Origin of the sequence: Roseibacillus ishigakijimensis, assembly GCF_016595415.1 — a bacterium.
Taxonomy (GTDB): Bacteria; Verrucomicrobiota; Verrucomicrobiia; order Verrucomicrobiales; family Akkermansiaceae; genus Roseibacillus; species Roseibacillus ishigakijimensis.
Window position 1 is genome coordinate 39,675 of the sequence record NZ_JAENIO010000013.1, and the last position, 24,286, is coordinate 63,960.

Below are 24,286 nucleotides of genomic sequence, written 5' to 3' on the forward strand. Positions count from 1 at the left end.
CACCCGCAGCGGCCCGGCAGAGCTGCCAGCAGCGGGTCTGCACAGCAGAAGTCCAGGCGAGTGATCCACCGCTTGCCTGGCACGAGCCTGCAGAGCCTCAGTGAAAATTTTTTTCGCAAACCTTCCAAGAAATCCTCCGGCGGGGTGTCGTTCTTCTTGAAAGGATGATGAGATGCCGAACTCTGCCGCCCAGAACGTGATGACCTTGCCCCGACTCCCTCAGGGTGAGGCCGCGCCTCCCAAGCCCACCATGCGGCAGCTTTTCGAAAGCGAAGAAGTTCCGCTCGTCCGCTTTGCCTACGGGCTCCTCGGTCGGCGCGAAGTGGCGGAGGAAATCGTGCAGGAGGGCTTTCTCGCACTCTTCGAAAATTTCGACCAGGTCGAGAATCCCCGGGCCTGGCTCTATCGCGCCATCCGCAACAAGGCGCTCAACGAAATCCGCAAACGCCAGCGGGAAACTCTCGACGACACTCTCCCCGAGGCCCCCGATGACGCCGGGGAATCACCCGACACCGTTCTTGCCCGGCTGGAAGCCGCCGGCCAGCTCCAGCTCCTCATCGCCGAACTCGCCCAACGCGATGGCGAACTCCTTCGCCTCAAGTATCAGGAAGGCCTCGGCTACAAAGAAATCGCCGAGCGCACCAAAATGTCGGTCGGCAACGTGGGCTACCGCTTGCATCACCTCCTCAAATCCCTCGCCGACGGACTGCGCAAAGTCGGGGTGGAAGGGAGGCTGGGATGAGGGCTTTTCGAGAACGACAGGCGGTTTGGTGGGCAAAAACCAACGTCGAAAGACCTAAAAACGAAAGGAGACCTGGTGCGTGGATTTTCTCTCGGGTTGGGCAAAAAAAACCGAATGTTCAAAAACTCAAAAATCAAAATCCCGCCTCTATAGCCGTCCCCGCAAAGCCTGCGTCAGAAATCCTGTCCCATCCTATCAATCCTGTCCAAAAACCCCCAAAGCCCCGTCAAAAATTCTGTCTCATTCTGTTCATTCTGTCCTCTCCCCCAAAGCCCCCGTCAAAAATCCTGTCTCATCCTGTCAATCCTGTCCCAAAACCCCCAAAGCCCCGTCAAAAATACTGTCTCATTCCGTTCATTCTGTCCGCACCCCCAAAGCCCCCGTCAATAACCCAACCCCATCCTGTCCTAACCCCTTCTCACTATGAAAGATAAGCTCGAACCTGTCGGAGACGCCGCGCGCGAAGCCCGCATCGTGGCTGTCATTCTCGGCGAAGCCTCCGCCTTCGAACGCGAAGAAGTGGACCGTCTTTGCCACGAACACCCCGAGCTCGCTCTCTTCCGCCGTCGCTTGGAAGCAGTGGATGGATTGTTGGGAGACCCCAGAGATCAGCGACCAGAATCCAGTAGCAAAGAGTGGCAGCTGTCCGCGGAGCGGAGGCGGGCCGTTCTGGAGAAGATTGCCGAACAAGAAACTGTTGCACCCTCACCCCGTCCGCATCGTCGCGTTTTAGCATTGCGACCTTGGCAGCAGGCGGCCCTTTGGCTGGGGCTCTTAGTGGCGGGAGGGTTGCTCGTGATTCCTCCGATGAAACCTTTGTCTGAATCTGCGGCAGCTGTGGCCCAGCAGGAGAAACGAAGGGAGGAGGGTGCGAAAGCCCCTGCTCAGAAGGAAGCTGACCCGTCCGGCAAAAAGTATGAGTTGTCTCAGCAGGTCGTGGTGGCCGGGCAGGTCATAGAGCCTGGCGCCAAGGCTCATTCCCAGGGCATGACCTTATCGGAGGCGATCGAGGCCGGGGGAGGAGTAGCCACTTTCGGCACTCCCAAGCGGGTAAATGTTTATCGCGACGGAAAGAAATACACCCTCAACCTGCGGAATGAAAAGCACCGCAACGAACGCCTGTATCCCGGGGATACCGTCGAAGTGGATCAGGTCAAAGCATGGGAGTCGAGCGGAGAGGGTCCTGATGGGGGAGGCCAGAGTTTGGCACAGAATGAGCCGTCTTCTCGGCAACCCGCCGCTCCGTCCTCTGCCATGTCTCGGACGATCGCAGCCAACACTGCGGAGTCGGAAGCTGTGTCCGTGCCTGAGGAAGAGCAAGAGCTGGCTTACGCCGACTTGGGAACGGTTGATGATTTTGGAGAAGGCTGGGGTGATACGGGAGAATCTTCGCAATTGCTTTCTCAAATCGATAATTCTAGAGGGCTGCCCATTCCCAGGGAAGAGACCTCGTTTGGATCAAATGGCTACAGGTGGGCGGCGACTACAAATAGCGAGGATTTCATCACCCAGCGGTTCGTCGTTCCTCCGAATTTCCTTTCTTCATTTGATGTGGGCTTGGCAGGAAAAAATGAGGACGATCCTTTTGCTAGCGACGAGGACTTGGGGGGAGCTGGCCTCTCTGCCCGTCGGTCGGTGCAGGATTTGCTCGCTGACTCTGGCATCGAATTCCCGGAAGGAGCCAGCGCCCGCTTCAACTCTGCCACCGGTGAATTGATCGTGAGGAATTCTGCTGCTAACCTGGCTGACACCGAGGCCTTGACCGAGCAAATCACAGGTGGTCAGGACAGTCTGGGGTGGGTTGCTGCTGGAGGAGAGAGTTTTGGGGAGATTTCGTCTGATGCGATAGAGAATCTGCAGAGTGAGATTGCAAGGCAAGAGAAGGTCCTCACAAGTCGAGGAACTGAGGATGGGGGAAATGATTTGAAGCTTAAGAAAAGGCAGCTGGCTCTCTTGCAAGAGGCCCAGGCAGCGGGTTCCAACCCGGTGGCGGCGAAACTACAGAACATCATTATCCCCGAAATCAATTTTGAGAATACGAGCTTGGAGGATGCCGTGGCCATGCTTTCTCAAAAAGCGAAGGAATTGGATCCTGATCCGAAAGTGGGGCGTCGCGGGGTCGAGATTTCCCTCGATGTCGAAGAGGAGAGCTTCTCTGACGAAGGGGAGCATCTTTTATTGGGAAAAAGGGAGGAGGGAGCAACGATTGATATTTTGCGTTTGCGCAATGTTTCCCTTGGGACGGCTTTAGAATACGTCGCGGGTAAAACAGGGAAAAGATATGTTGTTGATGAAGGCGGGGTGTCCTTGGCAGAACTGGGAGCTTATGCCTCGTCGGATTTGGTGACCCGTATTTGGAGGATGAGTGCGGAGGAATACCGCGAACTCATAGAGTCCGCTCAAGTGGATGAGAACGATCCCTTCGCAGAGGGAGATGAGGAGGCGGCGGAGATCCCATCCGAAAAAGAGGCTCTGGAGGCCAGTGGCGTGGAATTTGCGGAAGGCAGCGAGGTGCTCTATCAGCCGGAGAGCGGGGCTTTCATCGTCAAGAATACGATGGAGAATCTCGAGGTAGTGGATGCCATCGTGGAATCTCTGGCCCGTCGGGTGGAGGCGCGCAGCGAGGCGGAGACCTTGAGTGAAAAAGACACCGCGACTCAGGCGGACTCGACATTTTCGCTGCATATCAGCGATGTCAGTTTCAAGCTCGCGCAAGCCGCGCTGGCCAAGGGAGAGTGGCCGGAGACGGTGCGGGTGGAGGAATTTGTGAACGCCTTCTCCTACGGGGAACGTCGTCTTTTGCCTGGAGAGCGAGTGGGCGTGGCCTTGGAGCAGGTGGCCCATCCTTTTCTCGCCCAACGGAATCTTCTGCGGGTTTCTTTGCAAACAGCGGCCAGCGGTCGCGGGGCGGACGTGCCCTTGCGCCTGACGGTGGTGCTGGACAAGTCCGGTTCCATGGAGCGCGTCGACCGCGCCCGGGCCATTGAGGAGGCTTTCCGCGTCCTTACCGAGCAATTGCGTCCCGGCGACAAGGTCACTCTTGTGGGCTTTTCCCGCACCCCGCGCCTGCTGGCCGATCAGGTCGATGGCAGCGAGGGGGATCGGCTCTTGCGGATTCTGCGCGAGACCCCCAGCGAGGGGGGGACCAATGTGGAGGAAGCTCTCAAGCTGGCCCGGGCCAAGGCCTTGGAGCACTTTTCCCCCGAGGCTCAGAACCGGGTCATTCTGCTCACCGACGGTCTTGCCAATCTGGGCACCGAGGTGCCTGCCCAACTGATGGCGCAGGTGGAGTCCCTGCGCGAGGAAGGGGTGGCCTTTGACGCCTGTGGGGTGGGGACCGAGGGCTTGAATGACGAGATTTTGGAGGCGCTCACCCGCAAGGGCGATGGGCGCTACTATCTCCTGGGGAGCACGGCGGAGAGTGGCGCGGAATTCGCCCGACAGGTGGCGGGTGCCCTTCGTCCCGCTGCCAGCAACGTGAAGGTGCAGGTGCTCTGGAATCCGGAGCGGGTGGGCAAGTGGCGGCTCTATGGCTTCGATAATCATGAGCTGAAAAAGGAGGACTTTCGCAACGATGCGGTCGATGCCGCCGAGCTGGCTGCCGAGGAAGAGGGCGTGGCTCTCTATCATGCCGAGGTGAAGCCCGCCGGGGAGGGCCCGCTGGGCGTGGTGCGGGTGCGCTTTCGCGATGTCGCCCGCGATGAGATGGTGGAGCGGGAGTGGGAGATTCCCTACGAAGGGGAGGCGCCTTCCCTGCTGACCGCTGATCCGAAAGTGCGTTTGGCCGCCGTGGCCGGGCTTTTTGCCGAAAAACTGGCCTCCAGTCCGGTGGGCGAGCGCGTGGAGTGGGCCGACCTTCTCGCCGAAGTGCGGCTCTTGCAGAAGATCTTTCCCCAGCAATCCCGGCTGACCGACTTGGAAGCCATGATCGAAAATGCCCGCAAGATTGCTCCCTAAAATGGCTCTCTCTCTGTCTCGCTTCCTGAATCTGGATTTTTTTAACTTCATCATGAAAACCTTTCTTTGTTCTGCCTTTCTCTTGCTGCTGACTCTTTTTCCCTTCCTAGGGGCTGAAGAGGCCTCGGTGACCATCGATGTGAAAGAGAAGGAGCCCGTGCCGCTCTACTACTCGGCCCATGTCAGCCAAACGGCGGAAGCCCACCGGGAACTCGTCAGCCACACCGCCGAGCTGACGGTGAAGGTGATTCAGGGCAAGCCGGAGACCTTTTCCTTTGCCCTGCAGGGTGGGGGACGGGTGCGGGAGGTGGTTGCGCTCTCTGAGGACGAGGACGAAGGCGGGGAGAGTCCTTTGCAAAGCTGGTCCACCCGTCGGGGGCTGGACGGGGCTTATCTCGAACTCGCCGTGCGGGAGGGGCAGGAGTCCTATCGCTTTCAAATTCAAGTCGAGCAGGAACTGACCGAACTGCCTGCCGAAATCCGCTTGTGGAATCTGGGTTCCGGGGAGGCGGTGGGCTTCCAGTCCGAAATCACGGTCACGATCGCCGAGGGGTTGGTGGGGCATTTTGAAAAGCTGCTCGAGGTGAGCCCCAAACGGCAGGAGCGCGAGCAGAGTGGTTGGCAAAATCTCTTGGGAGCGGGGCCGGTCTCGCGTGAGTTGATGACGGCCACGGGGGGCGAGATCTTGCTCGCGGTGGCGGTGGATGGTGCGCCCGGGGAGCGGGTTGCCCTGCGCTCGGCCTCTCTGCGGGGGACGGTGACGGAGGAGGGGGGACGGGCGCGTTTCCAGCTGCGGGGCCAGGTGGTCGCCTCGCAGGATGGGGTCGAGCTCCCGTTGCTGAAGGGCTCGGCAGCGGTGGGCGAATTGCCCGAGGTCGCCGGGCTGCGTTTTTTTCTGCGCGGGGACACCTACTTTGTCGAAGTGGCCCAGGCGGGGAGTTATCCGCTGACGCTCACTTTTCTGGCTCCTCTCTTGTCGCAGGAGGCGGGTTGGGGAATGGACTTCACCATTCCGGCGGCCACCCTGCTGCCGGTTGAGCTACGAGGGCTCTCGGAGGTGACCTTTCCCGCCGGGCAAACCTTGCTTCCCCAGGCGGAAGGAGAAAAGTGGTTGGCCTACCTTCCTGCCGGGGGACGCTTTCAACTGGCTTGGCAAAAGGCTTTGCCCGCGTCGGAAGGGGCCCTCCTCTTTTCGAGTCAAGCGGAGGTCGATGTGGAAGTGGGGGCGGGTCTGTTGCGCCAAGAGAGCGACTTTTCCTTCCGCATTCTGCAGGGGGAGATGAGCAGCCTGCAGCTGGAGCTCTCCGGGCCGGGCGAAGTGCTCGCAGTCACGGGACCAGACTTGCTTTCATGGGAGCGGAACGAGGAGGGGCTTGTGGTGGCTCTGCGTGAGGCCCGCACGGGCTCGGTCTCGCTGCAGGTCACCAGCCAGTTGGCCCTGGGGGCTTTTCCGGTGGAGGCTTCTCCCCTGCAGCTCACCCCCGGTGCGGCGGTGAGCCATTCCGGGCACCTCCGGGTGCGCGATGGGGGAGCGGTGCATCTCCAGGTCACTCCCGAGCGGGGCCTGATGCAGCTTCCCCCCGAGGCTTTTCCCGGCGCGAGCCGGGCCGCCCGCCAACAGTTCGTCTACCGCTTTCCCTCCGCCGACTACGCTCTCTCCCTGCAGGCGAGCCAAATCGTGCCCGAGGTCATGGTCAACGAGACCGTGCTCTATCAGCTCGGGGAAAGCGGGCGGGCTCTCAGTGCGGAGGTCGAGCTGGATATCCGCGAGTCCACCCTGCGCGAGTGGACCCTGGAACTTCCCGCAGCCCATGCGGTGGTCTCTGTCAGCGGGGCGGCGGTGGCCGACTACGTGGTGAGTGGTGGCGAGGAAAACGAGCGGCGCTCGCTGCGCATACTTTTCGCGGAAGAAGTGGCCGGGCGCCAACTCCTGCGGGTGCAGTTGGAGAATAACGAGTTACTGCCGGAGGGGGACTGGGTCCTGCCCAAGTTGGGCTACCCGGGAGCCCAGGCGGTGCGGGGGGACCTGGGCATCGCCGCCGAACCGGGGGTGCGGGTGTCGCTGGGAGAAGCCGTCAAGTTGGCCGAAAAGCCCCTCTCTTATTTCCCCAAACGACCGGCGGGGCTGCAGCTGGCCTTCCGGCAGCGGGAGCGCGACTGGTCGGCGACCTTGCAGGTGGAGCGCCTGCCCGGCAGTGTGGAGGCCGATGTCTTTCATCTCTATTCTCTCAAGGATGGCACCGCCTACGGCAGCGTGGTGGTGAACTACTTTGTGACGGGGAGTCCCGTCGATGAGTGGCGTCTGCGCGTGCCCGCCGAGGTGGGTAATGTGGCCATCGATGGCCAGCAGGTGCGCACCTGGCGGCGGGAGGGCGAGGAGGTCATTGTGACCCTGCAACAGCCCGTGATGGGACTGTTCACTCTCTTGCTCACCTGCGAGGAAAAAGTAGGAGCGCAAGGGGGCTCCCTGCGGCCCGGGCGGGTGCAGCCGCTGGGGGTGCGCGACGAGCGCGGCTATGTGCAGGTGGTCAGCCCGGTGCAGGTGCAGTGCGAGGTCGCGACCGCCTCCGGGGGGCTGCTGAAGCTCGATGTCCTCGAGCTTCCGGCCGAGTTCCGTCTGTCCAGCTCCGCTCCCTCGCTGGCCGTTTATCAATACACCGCTCGTCCCTTTGAGTTGGCTCTGGCTATCGATTGGTATGAACCGGGCGAGACCGTGGCGCAGGTGGTGGAGTTCGCGGAAGCGAGCAGCCGGGTCTCGCGCGATGGAGAAGTGGTCACCGATATGAACTACAGTTTGAGTAGCCGGGGGAGCCGGATTCTGCGCGTGACCTTGCCCGCCGGGGTGAGTTTGTGGGAAACTCGCGTGGCCGGCGAGGCTGTCAATGCCCGGGTCGATGAGGGCAGCACCCTCATTCCCTTGCCGCCGGGCACCGATGCCAATGAGCGGGTGGCGGTTTCGCTGCGCTACGGTCAAGCCGCCCAGTCTTCCCGCGCCCTTGATCTCGCCCTGCCGACCCTGGCCGCTCCGGTTCTGCAAACCGCTTGGGACATCGCCGGGGATGAGCGCCGCGAGCTGCGCCTGCGGGCCGGGTCCGCTCTGGCAGAGGGTGAACGCGGCTTTGTCTGGCTGGTGGAGCGCGGGCTTTTCCCGACTCTGCTTTTGCTGGCCTTGCTGGCAGCGGTCGCGGTTTTGGCCCGTCCCGCCCGCTGGGTGGCCTTTGGCTTGCTCATGGCCGCCTTCCTCGCCCTGGCTTACTTGCTGACGCTTTCCTTTGCGGAGCCCGGGTCGGGTTCTTCCCAAGTCTCAATCAGCGTGCCGGTTCTCGCCCCCGGAGAAGAGGTGGTGGCGCGTCTTGTCCACGCCGAGAAGGGTCGCTTCGGGTGGGACGTCTGGAGCCTGGCGCTCATGGGCGGGGGTGTCCTGCTGACTCTTCTGGCCTCGCTGCGAGGCTGGGGAATGGGCATTCGCTTGTCCGCTTTTCTCGCCGCCGGGGCCGGGGCTCTCTGGCTGCCAGGCGGGGCTTTCTGGTTCTTCGTTCTCTTGGGGGGCGCGATGGGGCTGATTTTGCTGAGCCTCTTGGGGGGAAAAAGGTCCTCCCCGCGAACCCGGGGGAAGGGCTTGCGTCCTTCCGCCGGTCTGGCCGGGCTCATGCTGGGCGTGACTCTCGCGGGCGCTCCGCGCGGTGAAGGGGCGGAAATCCCGGCTGCGGAGTCCTTGCGGCAGGTGGCAGAGATGAGCGGAGAACGCTTCGCGGCGGAAGGCCAGCTGACCCTCCGGGGGGAGGTGGGTGACCGCTTCCGGTTGCTGGGTCCGGCCGCGACCTTGCGGGGATTCTCGGGGGAAGGGCTTCTTCTCTCTTCCGATGAAAGCGGCTTTTGGCTCACGCTCACTGCTGGGCCTGACAAGGAGTCCCCACCGGAGGCAAAGGCCGGGGACGCGAGGGAGGAGGGCGCCGGGCGCGATCCCGGATGGCGCGAGGCGACTTTTTCCTACCAGATGCCAGCCGAGCCTTCCTCCCTGACCCTCCCCACTCCGGCTGCGGCGGTCAGTCGACTCGATCTCGCTCTCCCCAAGGCCGGTTGGGAAGTGGTCTCCGATTCCGCCCTGGTGGTGGAGGAAGGCGCGGAGGACGGGCAGCCGGTAGTGCGCCTTCTTTTGCTCCCTCAGGCCGAGACGACTCTCTCCCTGCGTCCCCGCGAGCGTGATCCCCTGCGTGAGGAGACCGCGTTCTTCGTGGAGGTGGCCAATGCTTACCTCCCCGGTCCGGGGCTTTTGGAAGGGCGCCATCACGCGACTCTGCGCCCCGCGCAAGGGGTCGTTCGGCAGGTGCGCCTGCTCGTCCCGGAAGGGCTCACCGTGAGCCGGGTGGGCGAGGGACCGGTGGCTGGCTGGCGCTTCGATGTCGCCAGCCGCGAGCTGGTGGTCGACCTCGCTACTCCGCAAGCGGAGGATTTTTCCCTCCTCGTCGTCACCCAGCGCAGTCTCGGGGCCCTGCCCTTGGAGCTCGCCCTCGCTCCTCTGCGAGTGAAAGGAGCCGAGCGCGAAGTGGGCTCGCTGGGGCTGGCTTTCGGAGGCGAAGCCCAGGCCGGGAAGGTCACCGCCACCGGCTTGCTGGAGATTCACGCCCGCGACTTTCCCTCCCGTCTTCTGCGGGCCGAGGGGGAGGTCCTGCACCGGGCCTATCGCTACGGGGCCGAGGCGGCCACCCTGCAGCTGGGCATGGTGCCGGTGGAGCCCGAAATCCGGGTCGAGAGCGAGGAAGTGCTCTCGCTGGGAGCGGAACGCATTTTGCTGAAATCCGACCTGCGGGTGACCATCCTGCGAGCGGGCATTTTCCGCTTTCGCTTGCCGCTGCCTCCGGGCTTCGAGGTGGAGTCCTTCAGCGGGGAGGCGCTCAGCCACTGGGACGAGAGCGAAGAGAACGGCGAGCGCGTGGTGATCGCTCATCTCGGCGGGCAGACCCTGGGGGAAAATGCTTTCTCCCTCGTCCTGGCCAAAACGGGAACCTTTGAAGGCGAGGAGACCGGCGACGACTCTCCCCGGAGCGATCGCTGGACTGTCCCGCGGGTGGTGGTCGCCGAGGCCACTCGCCAAAGCGGGCAACTGATTGTCCGGGCCGAGCAAGGACTGCGCCTGCGCACCCTGGAGCGCAAGAATGTCTCCGAACTAGACCCCCGGGCGGCCGGCTTGCGCACGGTGGGCGACTCCGCCTTGGCCTACCGTCTTTTGCAAAAAGAGTGGGAGCTGACCCTCGGTGTCGAGGAACTGGAACCCTGGGTGACGGGGCAAATTTTGCAAGAAGTGACCCTGCGCGAAGGGCAGACGCGCCATCTCTTGCTCGCTTCCCTGGAGATCGAGAATGCCGCCATCCGCACCCTACGGGTCGCCTTGCCCGACCTCAGCGAGGAAATGGCCAAGACGCTGCGGGCTAGTGGAGAGGCGGTGAGCGGGATTTTTCCCGTTCCCGGCGAGGCTGGACTTTGGGAAATCACCTTCCAGCGCCGCGTCCTCGGCTCCCAGGCCGTGCGCCTGGAGTGGGAGCGCACGGGCGAGCGGACGGGCGGACAGGAGCGGCTCACCAGAGCGGAATTTCCTGCCCTCCGGCAAGCGAACACCACCTTCGCTTTTCGCGCGGGAAGTCATCTCGAGGTGACCTTCGCGGACCTGCCAGAAGGGTGGTATCGTGTTGATTGGACCGCTCTACCCGGTTCCCTGCGGCGCGCTGGGGAAGGGGGCAGTCCGGCGGCCGTCCTGCGCGCGGGGCCCGGCCCTCTTACCGTTCAGGTCACCCGGCATGCCATCGCGGAAGCCCTCAAGCTCCGTGTCTCGCAAGGGCAATTCACTACCGTCGTCTCACCCCTCGGTGATCGCCTCACCGCCGCCCGGCTCCAGGTCGAGGTCGTGCAACGCAGCTCACTGCGCATCGCTTTTCCGGGCGGAGCCGAGCTCTTTCATGTCTTTGTCAATGGCGAGAGCGTGAACATCGTGCGCGATGGCGGGGGCTACCTCTTCTACGTCGTGCCCGGCGCCGGGGAGACTGCCGCCGAGGTGGAATTTGCCTACGCCCAGGCCGGGGAAGTGGCGGAGAGCCTGACCTTTCGTAGCCCGGAGATTTCCGTCCCTCTGGAGGATATCGTTTGGCGCGTCATCGTGCCGGAGGACTTTGAGCTGGGCTCAATCGCCGGTGATCTCGATTTGCAGGAGGAATCGGCGGCCTCCAAGCGCTTCGGCAAGGACTCCTATCTGCGTGCTCTCGCCGACCGCTCCACTTTGGCCAAAGAAAAAGCGATCGCCACCTTCGACAAGGCCGACAGCCTCCTGCAGGCCGGGCAACAGGCCGAGGCCCTTTTGCTCTACCAGAATGTGGCGAACAACTACAGCCTCGACGGAGCCTTCAACGAAGACGCCCGCGTGAAACTCAATCGCGTGCAGAGTGATCAAATCGTGGTCGGGCTCAATTCGCGGCGCCAGCGCCTCTACCTCGACAACGCCCTCAACGACCCCGCCAGTGCCCGCAACAATGAACTGGAAGTGGCCGCTGCCGCCAATGGCATCTTGCAAGGGGAAGTGAACTTCAAGCCCACCGATCTGGAGCAGCTCTTGCTGGGCAACTCCGCCGAGGAGAACGACTTTCTACGGCGCATTGCCGACCGCTTGCTCAAGCACCAGAAAACCAGCGAGCCCGCCCCCCAGGCCCTCGCCGTGCCCGTGCCGGCCGAGGGTCAGGAGTTGATCTTCCGCCGCTCCGTGCGGGTGGCCGGGAGTGAGCCCCTTACCCTGCGCCTCGCCCTTGCCAATGGAAGCGCGAATTCCGGCCGGCCGGAACTGGTGGGAGCCTGTCTCCTCCTCCTCGCCCTCGCTGCGGCCTGCGCCTACGCCCTCCGGCCCGCCAAACGCTGAGGTTGGGGAGGAAAGGTGCGGAAAGCGAAGAGAGACTTGCGCCCGAGAGCAAACACCTTCACCTTGAGGGCGGAGAGAAATGCGTGCCTGGTGGCCGCCGCGGTCTTCAAAACCGTTGAGACTTCTCACGGGGTCTGGTGGGTTCGATTCCTTCCCTCTCCGCCAATTTGTAGGTGCGGATTTTGGGCCGGGGCTGTGAAAGAAAGCTCTTTCCAAAAAAAACGAAAAAAACTGGCAAAAGATTCTTGCACCGGTCGGAAAGTGAGATAACGTCCCCCTCCCGGCGGCGAGAGCCACTGGAACTAACAAAATCGCGGGGTGGAGCAGCCAGGTAGCTCGTCAGGCTCATAACCTGAAGGTCCTCAGTTCAAATCTGAGCCCCGTAACCAAATGAAGGCCCTTAAGTTGAGAGACTTAAGGGCCTTCTCTCTTTCAGGGTGGAAGCTTTCAGAGGGTTTGGAAGGGGAATTCGAGCTGGTCATTGCCGTCGAGGGACCAGGCTTCGTAGCCGTGTTGACGGAGGTCGCGGGCGAATGCGCGGGTGGACCCGTGGACGGTGAGAATGCGTTGCGGGTTCACGCTTTGCACGGTTTGGATCAGTTCGTCGTAGTCGGCATGGTCGGAGAGGGGAATGACGGCGTCGCAGCGGTAACGATAGCGCGCGCTGGCATCGAGACCCCAGCCGGAGAGCATGGCGGTGCGGGTGGGACCGAGAGCGGCGAATCGCTTTTGGCGGCGAATCTGGGGCGGGGCGATGAGGGTGTGTCCGGGGGGCACTTGGTCTGCGAGAGCTGGGGGGGGTGGTAGGGTGAGACCTGCTTCGTGACAGGCTTGGGACATCTCGCAAACGCTCTTTGCTGCCACGGTGGGGAGGTCGGCGGCGGAGAGAATGGCGTGGGCTTCCTGGGCTTTGCCAAGGGAGTAGGCGAGCACGACGGGGGTGCGGTTCTCGGCGAAGGCGTCTTTGACGAAGGAGAGAAGGCGGGAGGTGAGCTCCTGTCGGGGAGGGAAGCGGTAGCGGGGAAGGCCGAAGGTGGTCTCCATGATGAGAAAATCAGCGGGCTGGAGTTGCGCTGGTTGACAGGTCAATGAGGGGCGTCGTTTGAAGTCTCCGGTGTAGAGGAGGCTGGATCCATCGCTGATTCGGGTGAGATGGAGCATGGCGGAGCCGAAAATATGTCCGGCTGGCAGGAGGCGGATTTCATGGTCCTGATGGAGCCAGGGTTCTCCGTAGGCGAGAGGGTGCAGGCGATCGGCGGCGACCTGGTAGCGCCGACGGAGAAGGTGGGCGGTCTCGGGGGAGCAAAGAATGCGCTCGTGGCGGGCAAAGTGGTCGGCGTGGGCGTGGGAGACGAAGGAGAAGGCCTGCTTGCGGGGGGCGTCGAGATGGAGCCCAAGCTCGGGGAGAAAGAGGGCGGGGCGGGTGTCGAGGGGAAGGAGAGGGCGGTCGCTCACGGGAATGCCTCCAGGCTAGACCGGGTGCGGGAAAAGGCAAAAAAGCAAAGGCGGGGGGAAGCAAAGGGGGAGACCGCTCTGCGCGGGTCGCCCCCTTTTCGGAGGTTTAGCATTTTTCTAGAATCACGCCGCAACGAGCGGGGAGGTAGATGCTGATTGTCCCCTCCGGAGCCTCGTGGGTGGTGCCAGCGGCGAGACGTTGGTGTCCCTCGAACTCGGCTTGATCGGTGTCGAGGAGGTGGCGGTAGCTACCTGGCAGGTGGGTGGGGAATTGATAGCCCTCGATGCTGTGGTGGGGGTGGAAGTTGAGGGCGAAGAGGAGGTTGGCGCGCTCGAACTGGATGGAAAGATTGTCTTGGTCGATATTGAGCAGTTGCGCGGGTGCGGCTTCGAGGACGCGGTGGTCGCGCACGAGTTTGAGGAGGGCGGCTTCGAAGTTTTGTAAACCGCCGTATTTTAGCTCTGGATTATCAGCCAGGGACCATTGACGGCGGGCGTATTTGTAGGACCAGTTGTTGCCCTCGCGGGGAAAGTCGAGCCACTCGGGGTGGCCGAATTCGTTGCCGATGAAGCTGAGCCAGGCTTCTCCTCCGGCGATCATGGTGAGGAGGCGGATCATCTTGTGCAGGGCGATGCCGCGGTCGATGATGGGGTTTTCGTCACCTTTGCTCATGTGCCAATACATCTCCTTGTCCATGAGCCAGAAGGCGAGGGTTTTATCTCCCACCAGAGCTTGGTCGTGGGACTCGGCGTAGGCTACGGTTTTTTCCCCTGAGCGGCGGTTGGAAAGCTGGTGCCAGATTTCCTGGAGGTTCCATTGTTCGTCGGGGGTGTGCTTGAGGAGCTTGATCCAATGGTCGGGGATGCCCATGCCGAGGCGGTAGTCGAAGCCGAGGCCGCCATCTTCGGGGGGACGGCAGCAGCCGGGCAGGCCGGAGAAGTCTTCTGCGATGGTGAGGGCGGCGGGATTGATTTCGCGGATGAGGTGATTGGCCAGTTGCAGGTAGGTGACTGCGTTCCATTCGACGCCATCGTAGAAGTATTTGTCGTAGTGGTCGAAGGTGGTGTCGCCGTGGTGGTGATAAAGGATGGAGGTCACCCCGTCGAAGCGGAAGCCATCGAAGCGAAACTCTTCCAACCAGTAGGCGAGGTTGGAGAGGAGGAAGTCGAGGGTAGCGGGATGACCGTAATCAAAGAGGAGGGAGTCCCATTGCTCGTGCTCGCCGGCGGGCCCGGCGTGGAGGAGGTAGCCCTCGCGGCCATCGAACTCGCGAAGGCCTTCGGCAAAGTTCTTGACGGTATGGGAGTGGACCAGATCGAGGACGACCGAGATGCCGAGGCCGTGGGCTTCGTCGACGAGGGCGCGCAGCTCGTCTGGGGTGCCGAAGCGGCTGGCGGGGGCGAAGAAGTTGGCCACGTGATAGCCGAAGGATCCGTAGTAGGGGTGCTCGGCGATGGCCATGAGTTGAACAGTGTCGTAGCCGAGCTTGGCAATGCGAGGCAGGACGAAGGTGCGGAACTCCTCGTAGGTGCCAACGCCTTCGCGCTCGGTGGCGAGGCCGATGTGGGCCTCGTAGATGCGGGGGGCTGTCGGCTTGGGGGGAGCTTCGTTCTGCCACTGGTAGGGGTTGGCGGGCTGCCAAATGGTGCCGGTGAATTCGTGATTCTCGGGATTCTGGGTGGCGTAGTAGGTGAAGGGCGAGAGGCGGTGGTGGGTGCCGTTGTCCCCGCTGACGCACACTTTGTAATTGGAGAGATGGGAAAGGGCGGTGGCGGGGAGGGTGAGCTCCCAGATGCCATTTTCCTGCCGGGTGGCCGGATGGGCGTTCTTGTCCCAGTTGTTGAAGTCGCCCACCAGCGAGAGCTGATAGGCATTGGGAGCGTAGTCGCGGTAGCACCAGAGTTGTGCTTCGGCATCGAACTGGAGGCCGTGCTTCCGGTGCAGTTGCGCACGGGCCCGCCAGTCGTTGTGGGCCAGACTTTCGCGGAAGCGATCACGCCGACCCGTGATGGCATGGGCGTAGGGCTCCAGCCAAGGATCGTCCGCGATGAGAGCCAATTCTTTATCCATGACGCTAGCGTGCCTGAAAACCCGTTGGAAGCCAGACAATCTTACGGCAATGTGTGTCCGTGTCAGGGAGGATTTTTTCAGGCTACCGGCGATAGGCGGTCCAGCCGGGTAGCGGGGAGCCGGCTCTGCATTTGCTGGCGCAAGATGTAGCTTTCCCCCTGTGCCAGCTGAAGGTAGAGGACGGCCTTTTCGAGGCCATTGTAGAGTCGGGTGATGCTCTCTTCCATGGCCTTCATTTGCTCCACGAGCTCGGGATTGTCCTCTCCGACGAGGGCCTTCAGCTGGGCGTGTTCCAGCTCCAGTTCCCGCTCGGCTCGCACCAATTCATTGTGAAGCTCGGCTGAAACAAGCTCCAGGTCTTTTTCTAGATCCTCCGTCAAGTGTCCCGTCTGCGTTATCATACAATGTATGTATACCGTATCAGCTGGGAAGCGACAAGGTCACAGTGAAAGAAGTTTCAAAAAAATGGCTCGCAGGCAGGTTGCCGGACCTTTTCAGGGCTCGCGTCCTTCTTCGCCCGGATGGTCCTCTCCGGTCTGGACGGAGGGAGTGGGGTCGATAGCCGTTTGACTTTCATCAGGTTCTTCTGAACTCGGGGGGAGGTCTTTCTCCGTGTCTCCTGGCTCGGGTGCGGCGGGGGTGGTCGTGTTCTCCTCCTCGTCGGCTGTGTCATGATTTTCCCTTTGCTCTGAATCAGGGGTGGGATTGGGGGCTGGGTCAGGGGTCGGTTCCGGCATTTCCGCGAGGGTGGGGTAGTCGGTGTAGCCTTTTTCCGTGCCTCCGTAGAAGGTTTCGCGGTCGTAGTCGTTGAGAGGGGCGTCGAGGCGCAAGCGCTCCGGCAAGTCGGGATTGGCGATGGCCAGACGGCCAAAGGCGATGAGGTCGGCCTGGGCATGGTTGAGCAGCACGGTGGCGCTTTCCTTCTGGTGGCCTCCGGAGGAGATGAGAGTGCCTTTGTAGAGGGGCCGCCAGGTTTTGCTGGAAAGTGGAAGGTCGTAGGTCGCCAGGTCGTAGTCGGCAAACATGCGGGGCTCGACGAGGTGCAGATAGGCCAGATCGTAGTCGTTGAGCTTTTCGATGAGGTGGGTGTAGAGTGCTTCGGCGTCGCTACTATCGATGTCGTTGAAAGTGCCGGGAGGAGAGAGGCGCAGGGCGACGCGCTCGGGCCACTCCGTGGTCACGGCGTCGAGGAGCTCGCAAAGGAAGCGGGTCCGGTTGGGAAGGGAGCCTCCGTATTCATCTTTGCGTTTGTTGCTATTGGGGGCCAGGAATTGGTTGATGAGGTAGCCATTGGCTCCATGGATTTCCACCCCGTCGAATCCGGCTTCGCGAGCAGCCCGGGTGGCTTTGCGGTAGTCCTCGATGGTGAAGTCGATATCATCGGCGCTCATTTGGCGGGGTTTGACCACTTTTTCCACCGGGGTCCAATCCGGCTTCCAGATTTGACTGTCGCGAGCCCCGATGGGGGAGGGTGCGGGGGGGAACTTGTGCTTGGGTTGATAGGCCGGGTGGGAAATGCGTCCGCAGTGCCAGAGCTGGCAAAAGATGCGTCCGCCTGCTTCGTGGACGGCGGCGGTGATCTTCTTCCAGCCTTCGATCTGTTCTGGGGTATAGATGCCGGGGGTGGAAGGATAGCCGTGGCCTGCCTCGTTGACTGGGGTGGCTTCGGAGATGAGGAGACCGAAGCTGGCGCGCTGTTGGTAGTATTCGCGCATCAGGTCGGTGGGGACATTGCCGTCTCCAGCACGATTGCGGGTGAGGGGGGCCATCACGATGCGGTTGGGCAGGGTGAGTCCTGGAGTGAGGTCGAAAGGTTCGAAAAGTTTCATTTCTGGTCGCAAACTGTACTCGTCAGGCGCAAGAGGAAAGCGTGAATCGTGCCGCCATGACTTCTGCTCGGGCGAGAAGGGGGGAGTTGAAGGCAACTGGCGGTCTGAAAATGGCAAGCGACCGCTAGAGGAAAAGGGGCGCTTCGAGCAGCTTCTGGCGCTCATGCGAACGACATCCTATTCCGCCGTCTTTCTTCTCGCGGCCAGCCCACTGGCTTTCTCTCAAGATGCCTTTGAGACCTTGAACCCGTCCACGGTGACCGCTGAGGACGAGCCGGTGGCCGAGCTGCTTTCTCCCCACGTTACCGAGTCCATTGATGCTGAGGAATTGGAGAATCTGCAGGCAGCCGATTTGAACGATATTTTCCAGAATACTCCTTCGGTGATGGTCAATGGCGGTCGCGCGCAGGCCCAGCAAATTTTCGTCAATGGCTTGGAATCGCCTCTCAGCAATGTGACGGTGGATGGTGCGGTGCAGGGAAGTCTCTATCACCATGCGGGCTCGGTGTTTGTGGAGCCCGAGCTCATCCAGCAGGTGGCCATCGAGGCCGGGGCGGGCAATGCCTTGCAGGGCTTGGGCGCGTTGAATGGCGCGGTCCGCTTCGAGACCAAGGGGGCCTTTGACCTCCTCGGACCCGACGAGGAATTCAAGGGCTTGAGCAAGGGGCTCTACTATTCCAATGGCGAAGGATTCAAATTGTCCCAAACCCTCGCCACCCGGCTGAGTGACAATTGGGGGTTGTTTCTTTCCGCCAATTACACCGATCGGGCCGATTATGAGGCCGGGGATGGGGGGGTGGTGGACCTCACGGAATACAGCGGTGAAGGGTATTTGGTGAAATTGAGCGGTCGCTTTGCAGGCGGGCATGCTCTTGAACTCGGCTACGAGCATCAGCGCAGTGAGACATTGGCCTTCGACCGCCCCAATGTCTCCGAAGACTGGTTGGTGGAATCTGGCCGACCAACTGGTCTCCTGCAGCCCATCGAGTTAGGGCGGGACACCGTGACCGCGCGCTATCGTTATCAGCCAGTCGACAATCCCTGGGTGGACTTGCAGGCCGATGCTTCTTTTTCGCGGCAGGAATATGAGCGCGGGCTCAGTGGCGAGCACACCCGGCTGGATGGTTTCGGTTTCAATCTCCGCAATGCTACACGCCTGGGGGACAGCTTTACCGCGACTTATGGGGTGGACTGGCGCTTCTTCGATAGCGAAGTGCGGCGGACCTCGGGCAAGGTGGCGGAGGAGGAGCTGGCCTATGGTGTATTTTGGCAAAATGACTGGCAATTGCACCGCATGCTGCAGCTGAGTTTCGGCGGTCGCTATGATAGCTATGATTTCGATGACATCGCGGGGGAAGAGCACGATTCTTCCCGTTTCAGCCCCAATGCAACGGTCACGGTGAGGCCCTTGGAGGGACTTTCCCTGATGGCTTCTTATGCCGAGGCCTACCGCGGGGTGGGTATCCGCGAGTCTTTTCTGCCGGGCGCACCGCCGGCGGACTTGGAGGGGGAAGAGGCGCGCAACTTCCGCTACAGCGCGGAATATGAGATTGCCGGCTTCTTTGCCCAGGGGGCTTATTTCAATCAGACCATCGACAATTACATCTACCCCTCCGGGAGCACCGTGAGCCTGGGTGACATCGAGAATGAAGGCTACGAATTCACCTTGGGCTACCGCAACGAGGCCTTTTCCGCTTCGCTGGGGGTGAGCGACAATGAGCCCAGCGTGAAGGGTTATGCTTACCCCGACGACTTCGGGATGGTGGTGGCGGGGCGTCGCTGGATCGCACAGGCTTCTTACTTTGCCGAGCCCTGGGGGCTGACCTTGGGGGGAAGCGTGGAATATCGCGAGAATGTGGAAGAAGTGCCTTTCGGCCGCTTCCCGTCCGTAGCGGGCAAGGAGTCCTACACTCTGGTCAATGCCTTCGCCCGCTGGCAAGTGCCGCACGTTGACGGGTTGGAGTTGATTGCCAATGTGGACAATCTCTTTGACGACGATTATCAGGACCACACCATTTATGCGGCTTCCGGGCTGAAGAGTCCCGGCCGCGAGTTCCGGCTCGGCGCCAGCTACGAGTTCTGATTGCCGGGAGTTCGTTCTTCACTAGAAAAAGTAGGCTCGTCTCCTCTCCTGCGGGAAAGGGGAGGGGCCTTTTTTGACCACTGATTTCTCGCTAGGCAGGGGTCGGGCAAGTTGCTTCAATCCATTGGTGAACGTCCACCATCTCGAGCTCTTCTACTACGTGGCCAAATACGAAGGAATCACTGCTGCGGTGCGGAAGATGCCCTACGGGATCCAGCAACCGGCGGTAAGTGGGCAAATTCTACAGCTGGAAAAGGACCTGGGAGTGAAGCTTTTCAATCGGCGGCCCTTCGCTCTCACCACGGAAGGGGAGCGGCTTTACGATTTTGCCTATCCCTTTTTCTCTCGTCTCGATGAGGTGGAGGAGCAGCTCAAGGGCGAGCAGAGCCGCCATTTGCGCATCGCGGCCTCCGCCACCGTTTTGCGGAATCATCTGCCAGACTTGTTGAGCGAATTACGGGAAGGGATGCCGGGTATGCGTCTCACCTTGCTGGAGGCGGAGCCCAGTGATGTGCCTGCTCTCATTCTTGCGCAAAAGGTCGACATCGCGGTCACCGTTCTTCATGGACGCCTCGCGGAGGGGTTGCGCCACTGCGAGTTTGTGCGCATTCCGCTGGCCTTGCATTTGCCGAGTCAGGAGAGAGCTCGTTCTCTGGCCGGGGTGCTGGAGGATGATGTTTGGGAGAAGGGTAAAGTGGGGCGTCTGCCGCTCATCGGTCTTCCTCCCCACGAGTTGTTGAGCAAAATGTTGCAAGCCGAATTCGATAGTCGCCAGATCGACTGGCCGGTGACGGTGGAGGTCAGTTCCCTCGATACCGTGAAAGACTATGTCGCGCGCGGCTTCGGGGCCGGGATCGGGGTGGCCGTGCCCGCTGAAAAGCCCCCCTCCGGTATCCGCTCCCTCGTCTTGGCTGACTTCGCTCCCATGGTGGTGGGAGCGCTTTGGCAGGGGCAGCTCAAGCCTGTGGCGGAAGAATTTCTCACTTTGGCAAAGGCCCGGGCTAAAGTTCTTCGCCAGGGCAAGGACTAGGGCACCGGGACGGGTTCGATGCGTTCGGTGGTGATGCGCACGCTCACATTGTAGCCGTCCATTGAGCGGGCGGGTCCCAGAAAGACGGAGTGGCCCTCGCCCGTGCGCCAGAGATGGGTGCCGATGATGCTTCCCATCTCCAGCTTGTTTGCCTCGGGGAATGGGGACTTGGAGAGGGGGTTTCCGTAGAGCTTGGCCAAGAGCTCGATCAGTTCCGTCCAAGTGGGGTGGAGCTTGCTGCGGTAGCTGCCCACGGCCTCGTCTTTGGTCCGTAGGGTCACCTCGCGCAGACCGCCTGCGGTGTCCCAATCGAAGTAGAGGAAGCAGGGGAGATCCCCGATGGATTGCGCGGTCTCGAAGATGCCATTGAGCCCGGTGCGACCGAAGAGCCCGCGATCGACCTTGGTTTTGACAAAGGAGCTCTGCAACAGCTTCTCTTCCACCTCTGCCCGACTATCGCCAAAGCTGAGGGGGCCGAAGGCGTTGCCTTGTTCCGTGCCCCCGCCGGTTTCCAAGGGGTGGTTGTCATCCAGATAAGTGAGCTCGCTCTCATGCAGCCGGGTCACTGGAAAGGTGAGAGTTTCGCCAGTACTCCGCTTGAGAGTGATGGTCTCGGTATCGCGCGAAACGAAGGTGGCGACGATTGATTTGCTACCGTCGGTGTTCTTCCATTCTCTGGTTTGCCCACAGAGGAAAGAACTGCTCGTGAAGAAGAGTCCGAGGAGGAGAGGAAGTTGGGGGGTAGTCACATCCGGGATAACGACGGAGAGAGAGATTTTGTTCGTAAAAAAGATATCAATTGTCAAAAAAAACCCGACCGGCAGCGCCAATCGGGTTCGGAAAAGTAAAACTGCTAGTCGGTTTTACCAAGTTTGGGTGCGGGAGTGGCTGAAGTAGTCTTCAAAGCCAAGCTCGGGCGGGAACTCGGAAAGACCTTCGCTGGGGTTCATCTCGATGCGCCAGTCGGAGCCGCACTTGGTGTAAGGGGGCTTGAAGGTGCCTTTGTAGGTGGGGCAGTGGAACGTGAAGAGCTCGTAGAAGCCATAGCCCAAGCGTTTGAAAGCGCGCTGGGTGCCATTGACAACTCCGTAGGACCAGCCTGCCTTGTGGCCATTGGTGTCGGATTGGCGAACGATTTGCTCGGGGATCTCCATCACCCCGTAAAGGATGTTGCTGATGGCCCGGCCCAACTTGCGGGACGAATTGTATTGAGCACCTGGAGGGGCCTGAATGTCACCGTAAGCCACACTGCCGAGGCTCAAGAACGCTGCTGCAAGAATCAGTTTTTTCATCGCTGAAGGTGATATTGAAGGACTGTGAAGAATGTGACAATGAAAAATTGTCTCTCTTTGTGGCCTATTTACAAACTAACTCCAGTGGAATGGGTTACGCCTGGGATGGCGCGCACTTTCTCCATGATTTCCGCAGAGAGGGGCTCGTCCACCTCGATGACGGTGAGGGCGTTGCCTTGCGTCTTGTTGCGGGCAAGGGAGAGATTGGCGATATTGACCTCTTCCCCTCCCAGCAGGGTGCCCACCGCGCCCACGATGCCGGGGCGGTCGTCATTGCGGACGATGAGGAAGTGACCTGCAATGTTGATATCGACGTAGAGGCGGTCGATCTCGACGATGCGTGGAGAGCTGCCAATCAAGGTGCCGGAGAGGCGGAAGCGCTCATCGCCCTTGCGCAACTCCACGACGAGAAGCTCGTTATACTCGGTCTTGGCATTGATGGTGGATTCGACCAGCTCCAGCCCCATTTCGGCGGCGACGGCGGGAGCATTGACGATATTGACTTGCCCGTCGCTGCGTGAAGCGGAGAGATAGTTGGTCAGGACCGAGCGCGAGACGAGGGCGGTGTCCTTCTTAGCCAGGGGACCGTGGTAGGACACTCGCAAGGCGTCGGGATTGCTCATACCCAGCTTGGCCAGAAGTTTGCCCAAAGAAGCGGAAAGATCGAGGTAGGGGCCGATGGCCGCGCGGGCGGAGGCATCCAGCGAAGGCATGTTGATGGCATTGCGAATCTCCCCTGTGGTCAGAAAGTCGCGCACTTGCTCGGCGACCTGGATGCCGACGTTCTCCTGGGCTTCGGCGGTCGAGGCACCCAAATGGGGGGTGAAGGCCACGAACTTGTTGAGTGCGAGAAGGGGGTGGTCAGCGCTGGGTGGCTCTTCTTCAAAGACATCCAAGGCGCAACCCGCAATGTGACCGGAGTCGATGGCGGCCTTGAGGGCGGCTTCGTCGATGAGCCCGCCCCGTGCGCAGTTGACCACTAGCGCTCCCTTGTTCATGAGAGCGAGGCGATCGGCATTGATGATGCGCCTGGTGCCATCGTTGAGGGGGACGTGCAGTGTGACGACGTCGGCCCCGGTGAGGGCGGCTTCGGGGGTCTCTGCCAACTCGATTTTCAGTTCGTCGGCGCGGCTTTGCGTCAAGAAGGGGTCGAAGGCCACCACAGACATGTTGAAGGCTTTGGCCCGGGTGACGAACTCGGTCCCGATGCGCCCCATGCCAATGACGGCCAGCCGCTTGCCATTCATCTCAATGCCCTGGTTGGCCTTGCGCCCGGCCGCGAATTCTCCCGCGATGACGGATTGATGGCCGGGGGCGATGTTGCGGGCGGCCGAGAGCATGAGGGTGAAGGCATGCTCGGCGGTGGAAATGGTGTTGCCGGTGGGGGTGTTCATCACGATCACCCCGTGCTGGTTGGCGGCGTCCTTATCGATATTGTCCACTCCCACGCCCGCCCGGCCGATGACCTTCAGGTTCTTGGCCGCAGCGAGGACCTCGGGGGTCACTTTGGTCTGGGAGCGCACTACGAGTCCATCGTAGTCGCCGATGATTGCGAGCAACTCTTCCGGAGAGAGCCCGGTCTTGAAGTCAGCTTCCACTTCGGGGTGATCGTTGAGCAGAGCAACGCCAATTTCAGAAATCGGATCGGAGACGAGAACGCGATGAGCCATGCCCCCGCCATAATGGCTCGCACCGCAGCGCGCAAGAGTGAGATCGGGTCTCTTTGTATTTTCATCGTAAAGAAAAGTGCAATCTCTTCATCTTGTTCTTTTGTGACTTTATTCTTTCAAAAAAGGCTGCCCGGAAATCACTTTGAGGCTAGTTTGCCCCGTGCCCCGGACCATTCTCCACCTCGATATGGATTGCTTTTATGCGGCCATAGAGGAGCGCGATCAGCCCGCGCTGCGAGGCAAGCCCGTGGGGGTGGGCGGGCGTTCCCAACGGGGGGTTCTGACCACTGCCAATTATGAGGCCCGCAAGTATGGCTGCCGGTCGGCAATGCCCGTTTTCATGGCCTTGGAAAAGTGCCCCCACCTCATTCTGGTCCCCACCCGCTTCGAAGTCTACCAAGAGGAATCGCAAAAGATCCGGGCCATTTTCGGGCGCTTCAGCGAGCTCATCGAGCCCTTGAGCCTGGATGAGGCTTATCTGGATATCACGGCTCTCAATTCCCCGGGTCCGGCGGTGGCACGGGAGATTCGCCATCAGATCCGGGAGGAGACCGGGCTCACCGCTTCGGCAGGCATCGCGCCCAATAAGATGTTGGCCAAGGTGGCCAGCGACTGGGAAAAGCCTGATGGCCAATTCGCGATCGCTCCCGAGGAGGTGGCCGCTTTTATGCAGGAGCTTCCGGTCAAAAAAATTCCCGGGGTGGGGCAGAAGATGGCGCAAAAGCTGGCTGCACTGCAGGTGACCACTTGTGGCGATTTGCAGCGATTCGAGCGCGTGGAGTTGGCCCGCCGTTTTGGCAAATGGGGGAGCGAACTCTACGATCTCTGCCGGGGGGTGGACGACCGTGCGGTGCGCGTCACTCGCGAGCGCAAGTCCCTGAGCAAGGAAACCACTTTTCGCGAAAATCGCCAATCTCTTGAGGAACTCGATGCCGCTCTCTCCCCCTTGCTGGAGAGTTTACAAGAGTCCCTGAGTGAGAAGAGCGAACGACGCATCAAGTCCCTGGTTGTCAAACTCAAGTTCGCGGACTTCGAGTCCACCACCGCCGAGCGCGGCGGAAGCGAGCTGGAGAGGGCCCTGTTTGCGGAGCTCTTGCAGGAGGCTTGGCAGCGGGGGCAGGGCCGGGCCGTGCGCCTGCTGGGCGTGGGGGTCAAGTTCGCCGCCCGGGAGGCTAAAAGACAATTGGAACTCGAGCTCTAGCGTTCTTCGCCCAAGTAGCAATCTCGGCAACTTCCGGTGCTCTCTTTCCTCCTTC

13 protein-coding genes and 2 tRNA genes are annotated in these 24,286 nt (G+C 61.2%); 8 read left to right on the forward strand and 7 right to left on the reverse strand.

The genetic code is table 11. The features are described from left to right. Window positions 1-172: 172 nt before the first annotated feature. The 5 genes from JIN78_RS06925 (at window position 173) to JIN78_RS06945 (ending at window position 11,989) form a co-directional block, all read left to right on the forward strand. A complete protein-coding gene (locus tag JIN78_RS06925) occupies window positions 173-742 on the forward strand; it encodes an RNA polymerase sigma factor (RefSeq protein ID WP_200391223.1) in 570 nt (189 codons plus the stop codon). A 423-nt stretch (window positions 743-1,165) separates the two neighbouring features. Next, on the forward strand, window positions 1,166-4,699 hold the full coding sequence (locus JIN78_RS06930) for a YfbK domain-containing protein (RefSeq protein ID WP_200391224.1): 3,534 nt from the start codon (window positions 1,166-1,168) through the stop codon (window positions 4,697-4,699). 52 nt (window positions 4,700-4,751) lie between these two features. Further along, window positions 4,752-11,600, forward strand: coding sequence for a hypothetical protein (locus tag JIN78_RS06935; protein WP_200391225.1), 6,849 nt, complete (start codon window positions 4,752-4,754; stop codon window positions 11,598-11,600). Between the two features lie 71 nt (window positions 11,601-11,671). Then, a tRNA-Sec gene (locus JIN78_RS06940) sits at window positions 11,672-11,765 on the forward strand. A 147-nt stretch (window positions 11,766-11,912) separates the two neighbouring features. Continuing rightward, window positions 11,913-11,989 (forward strand) — tRNA-Met (locus JIN78_RS06945). 58 nt (window positions 11,990-12,047) lie between these two features. Here the strand turns inward: JIN78_RS06945 and JIN78_RS17715 are convergent. The 4 genes from JIN78_RS17715 to JIN78_RS06965 form a co-directional block, all read right to left on the reverse strand. Next, window positions 12,048-13,055, reverse strand: a complete 1,008-nt coding sequence (locus JIN78_RS17715) for an MBL fold metallo-hydrolase RNA specificity domain-containing protein (protein WP_200391226.1) — start codon at window positions 13,053-13,055, stop codon at window positions 12,048-12,050. A 106-nt stretch (window positions 13,056-13,161) separates the two neighbouring features. Then, window positions 13,162-15,126 carry an alpha-amylase family glycosyl hydrolase gene (locus JIN78_RS06955; RefSeq protein WP_200391227.1) on the reverse strand — a complete coding sequence of 655 codons (1,965 nt, stop codon included), beginning with the start codon at window positions 15,124-15,126 and terminating at the stop codon, window positions 13,162-13,164. A 77-nt stretch (window positions 15,127-15,203) separates the two neighbouring features. Further along, window positions 15,204-15,527, reverse strand: a complete 324-nt coding sequence (locus JIN78_RS06960; RefSeq protein WP_200391228.1) for a hypothetical protein — start codon at window positions 15,525-15,527, stop codon at window positions 15,204-15,206. A 93-nt stretch (window positions 15,528-15,620) separates the two neighbouring features. After that, window positions 15,621-16,955, reverse strand: coding sequence for an alkene reductase (locus tag JIN78_RS06965; protein WP_200391229.1), 1,335 nt, complete (start codon window positions 16,953-16,955; stop codon window positions 15,621-15,623). Window positions 16,956-17,118: 163 nt separating this feature from the next. Between JIN78_RS06965 and JIN78_RS06970 the strand changes: the two genes are divergently transcribed. Together JIN78_RS06970 and JIN78_RS06975 are read left to right on the forward strand one after the other, a co-directional pair. After that, window positions 17,119-19,038, forward strand: coding sequence for a TonB-dependent receptor domain-containing protein (locus JIN78_RS06970; RefSeq protein WP_200391230.1), 1,920 nt, complete (start codon window positions 17,119-17,121; stop codon window positions 19,036-19,038). A gap of 127 nt (window positions 19,039-19,165) precedes the next feature. Next, on the forward strand, window positions 19,166-20,068 hold the full coding sequence (locus JIN78_RS06975; RefSeq protein ID WP_200391231.1) for a LysR family transcriptional regulator: 903 nt from the start codon (window positions 19,166-19,168) through the stop codon (window positions 20,066-20,068). Here JIN78_RS06975 and JIN78_RS06980 read toward each other — a convergent pair. The 3 genes from JIN78_RS06980 to serA all read right to left on the reverse strand — a co-directional run bounded on the left by JIN78_RS06980 (window position 20,065) and on the right by serA (window position 23,030). Then, window positions 20,065-20,817, reverse strand: coding sequence for a hypothetical protein (locus tag JIN78_RS06980; protein WP_200391232.1), 753 nt, complete (start codon window positions 20,815-20,817; stop codon window positions 20,065-20,067). The two genes, JIN78_RS06975 and JIN78_RS06980, sit on opposite strands and share 4 nt — an antisense overlap. 114 nt (window positions 20,818-20,931) lie before the next feature. Continuing rightward, window positions 20,932-21,360 (reverse strand): exosortase system-associated protein, TIGR04073 family, encoded by a 429-nt coding sequence (locus JIN78_RS06985; RefSeq protein WP_200391233.1) that lies wholly within the window; start codon window positions 21,358-21,360, stop codon window positions 20,932-20,934. 68 nt (window positions 21,361-21,428) lie between these two features. Continuing rightward, a complete protein-coding gene (serA, locus tag JIN78_RS06990) occupies window positions 21,429-23,030 on the reverse strand; it encodes a phosphoglycerate dehydrogenase (protein ID WP_200391234.1) in 1,602 nt (533 codons plus the stop codon). A gap of 160 nt (window positions 23,031-23,190) precedes the next feature. On the opposite strand from serA, the gene dinB reads away from it, so the two are divergent. Then, complete coding sequence (dinB, locus tag JIN78_RS06995; RefSeq protein WP_307832985.1) at window positions 23,191-24,231, forward strand: DNA polymerase IV; 1,041 nt, start codon at window positions 23,191-23,193, stop codon at window positions 24,229-24,231. Window positions 24,232-24,286: the final 55 nt, after the last annotated feature.

What these genes read in the sequence shown, in the direction of transcription:
- JIN78_RS06930 (WP_200391224.1), top strand. Translation starts at nt 1,166, where the DNA reads ATGAAAGATAAGCTCGAACCTGTCGGAGACGCCGCGCGCGAAGCCCGC.
- JIN78_RS06970 (WP_200391230.1), top strand. Translation starts at nt 17,119, where the DNA reads ATGCGAACGACATCCTATTCCGCCGTCTTTCTTCTCGCGGCCAGCCCA.
- JIN78_RS06935 (WP_200391225.1), top strand. Translation starts at nt 4,752, where the DNA reads ATGAAAACCTTTCTTTGTTCTGCCTTTCTCTTGCTGCTGACTCTTTTT.
- JIN78_RS06955 (WP_200391227.1), bottom strand. Translation starts at nt 15,126, where the DNA reads ATGGATAAAGAATTGGCTCTCATCGCGGACGATCCTTGGCTGGAGCCC.
- JIN78_RS06925 (WP_200391223.1), top strand. Translation starts at nt 173, where the DNA reads ATGCCGAACTCTGCCGCCCAGAACGTGATGACCTTGCCCCGACTCCCT.
- JIN78_RS06965 (WP_200391229.1), bottom strand. Translation starts at nt 16,955, where the DNA reads ATGAAACTTTTCGAACCTTTCGACCTCACTCCAGGACTCACCCTGCCC.
- serA (WP_200391234.1), bottom strand. Translation starts at nt 23,030, where the DNA reads ATGGCTCATCGCGTTCTCGTCTCCGATCCGATTTCTGAAATTGGCGTT.
- JIN78_RS06960 (WP_200391228.1), bottom strand. Translation starts at nt 15,527, where the DNA reads ATGATAACGCAGACGGGACACTTGACGGAGGATCTAGAAAAAGACCTG.
- JIN78_RS06985 (WP_200391233.1), bottom strand. Translation starts at nt 21,360, where the DNA reads ATGAAAAAACTGATTCTTGCAGCAGCGTTCTTGAGCCTCGGCAGTGTG.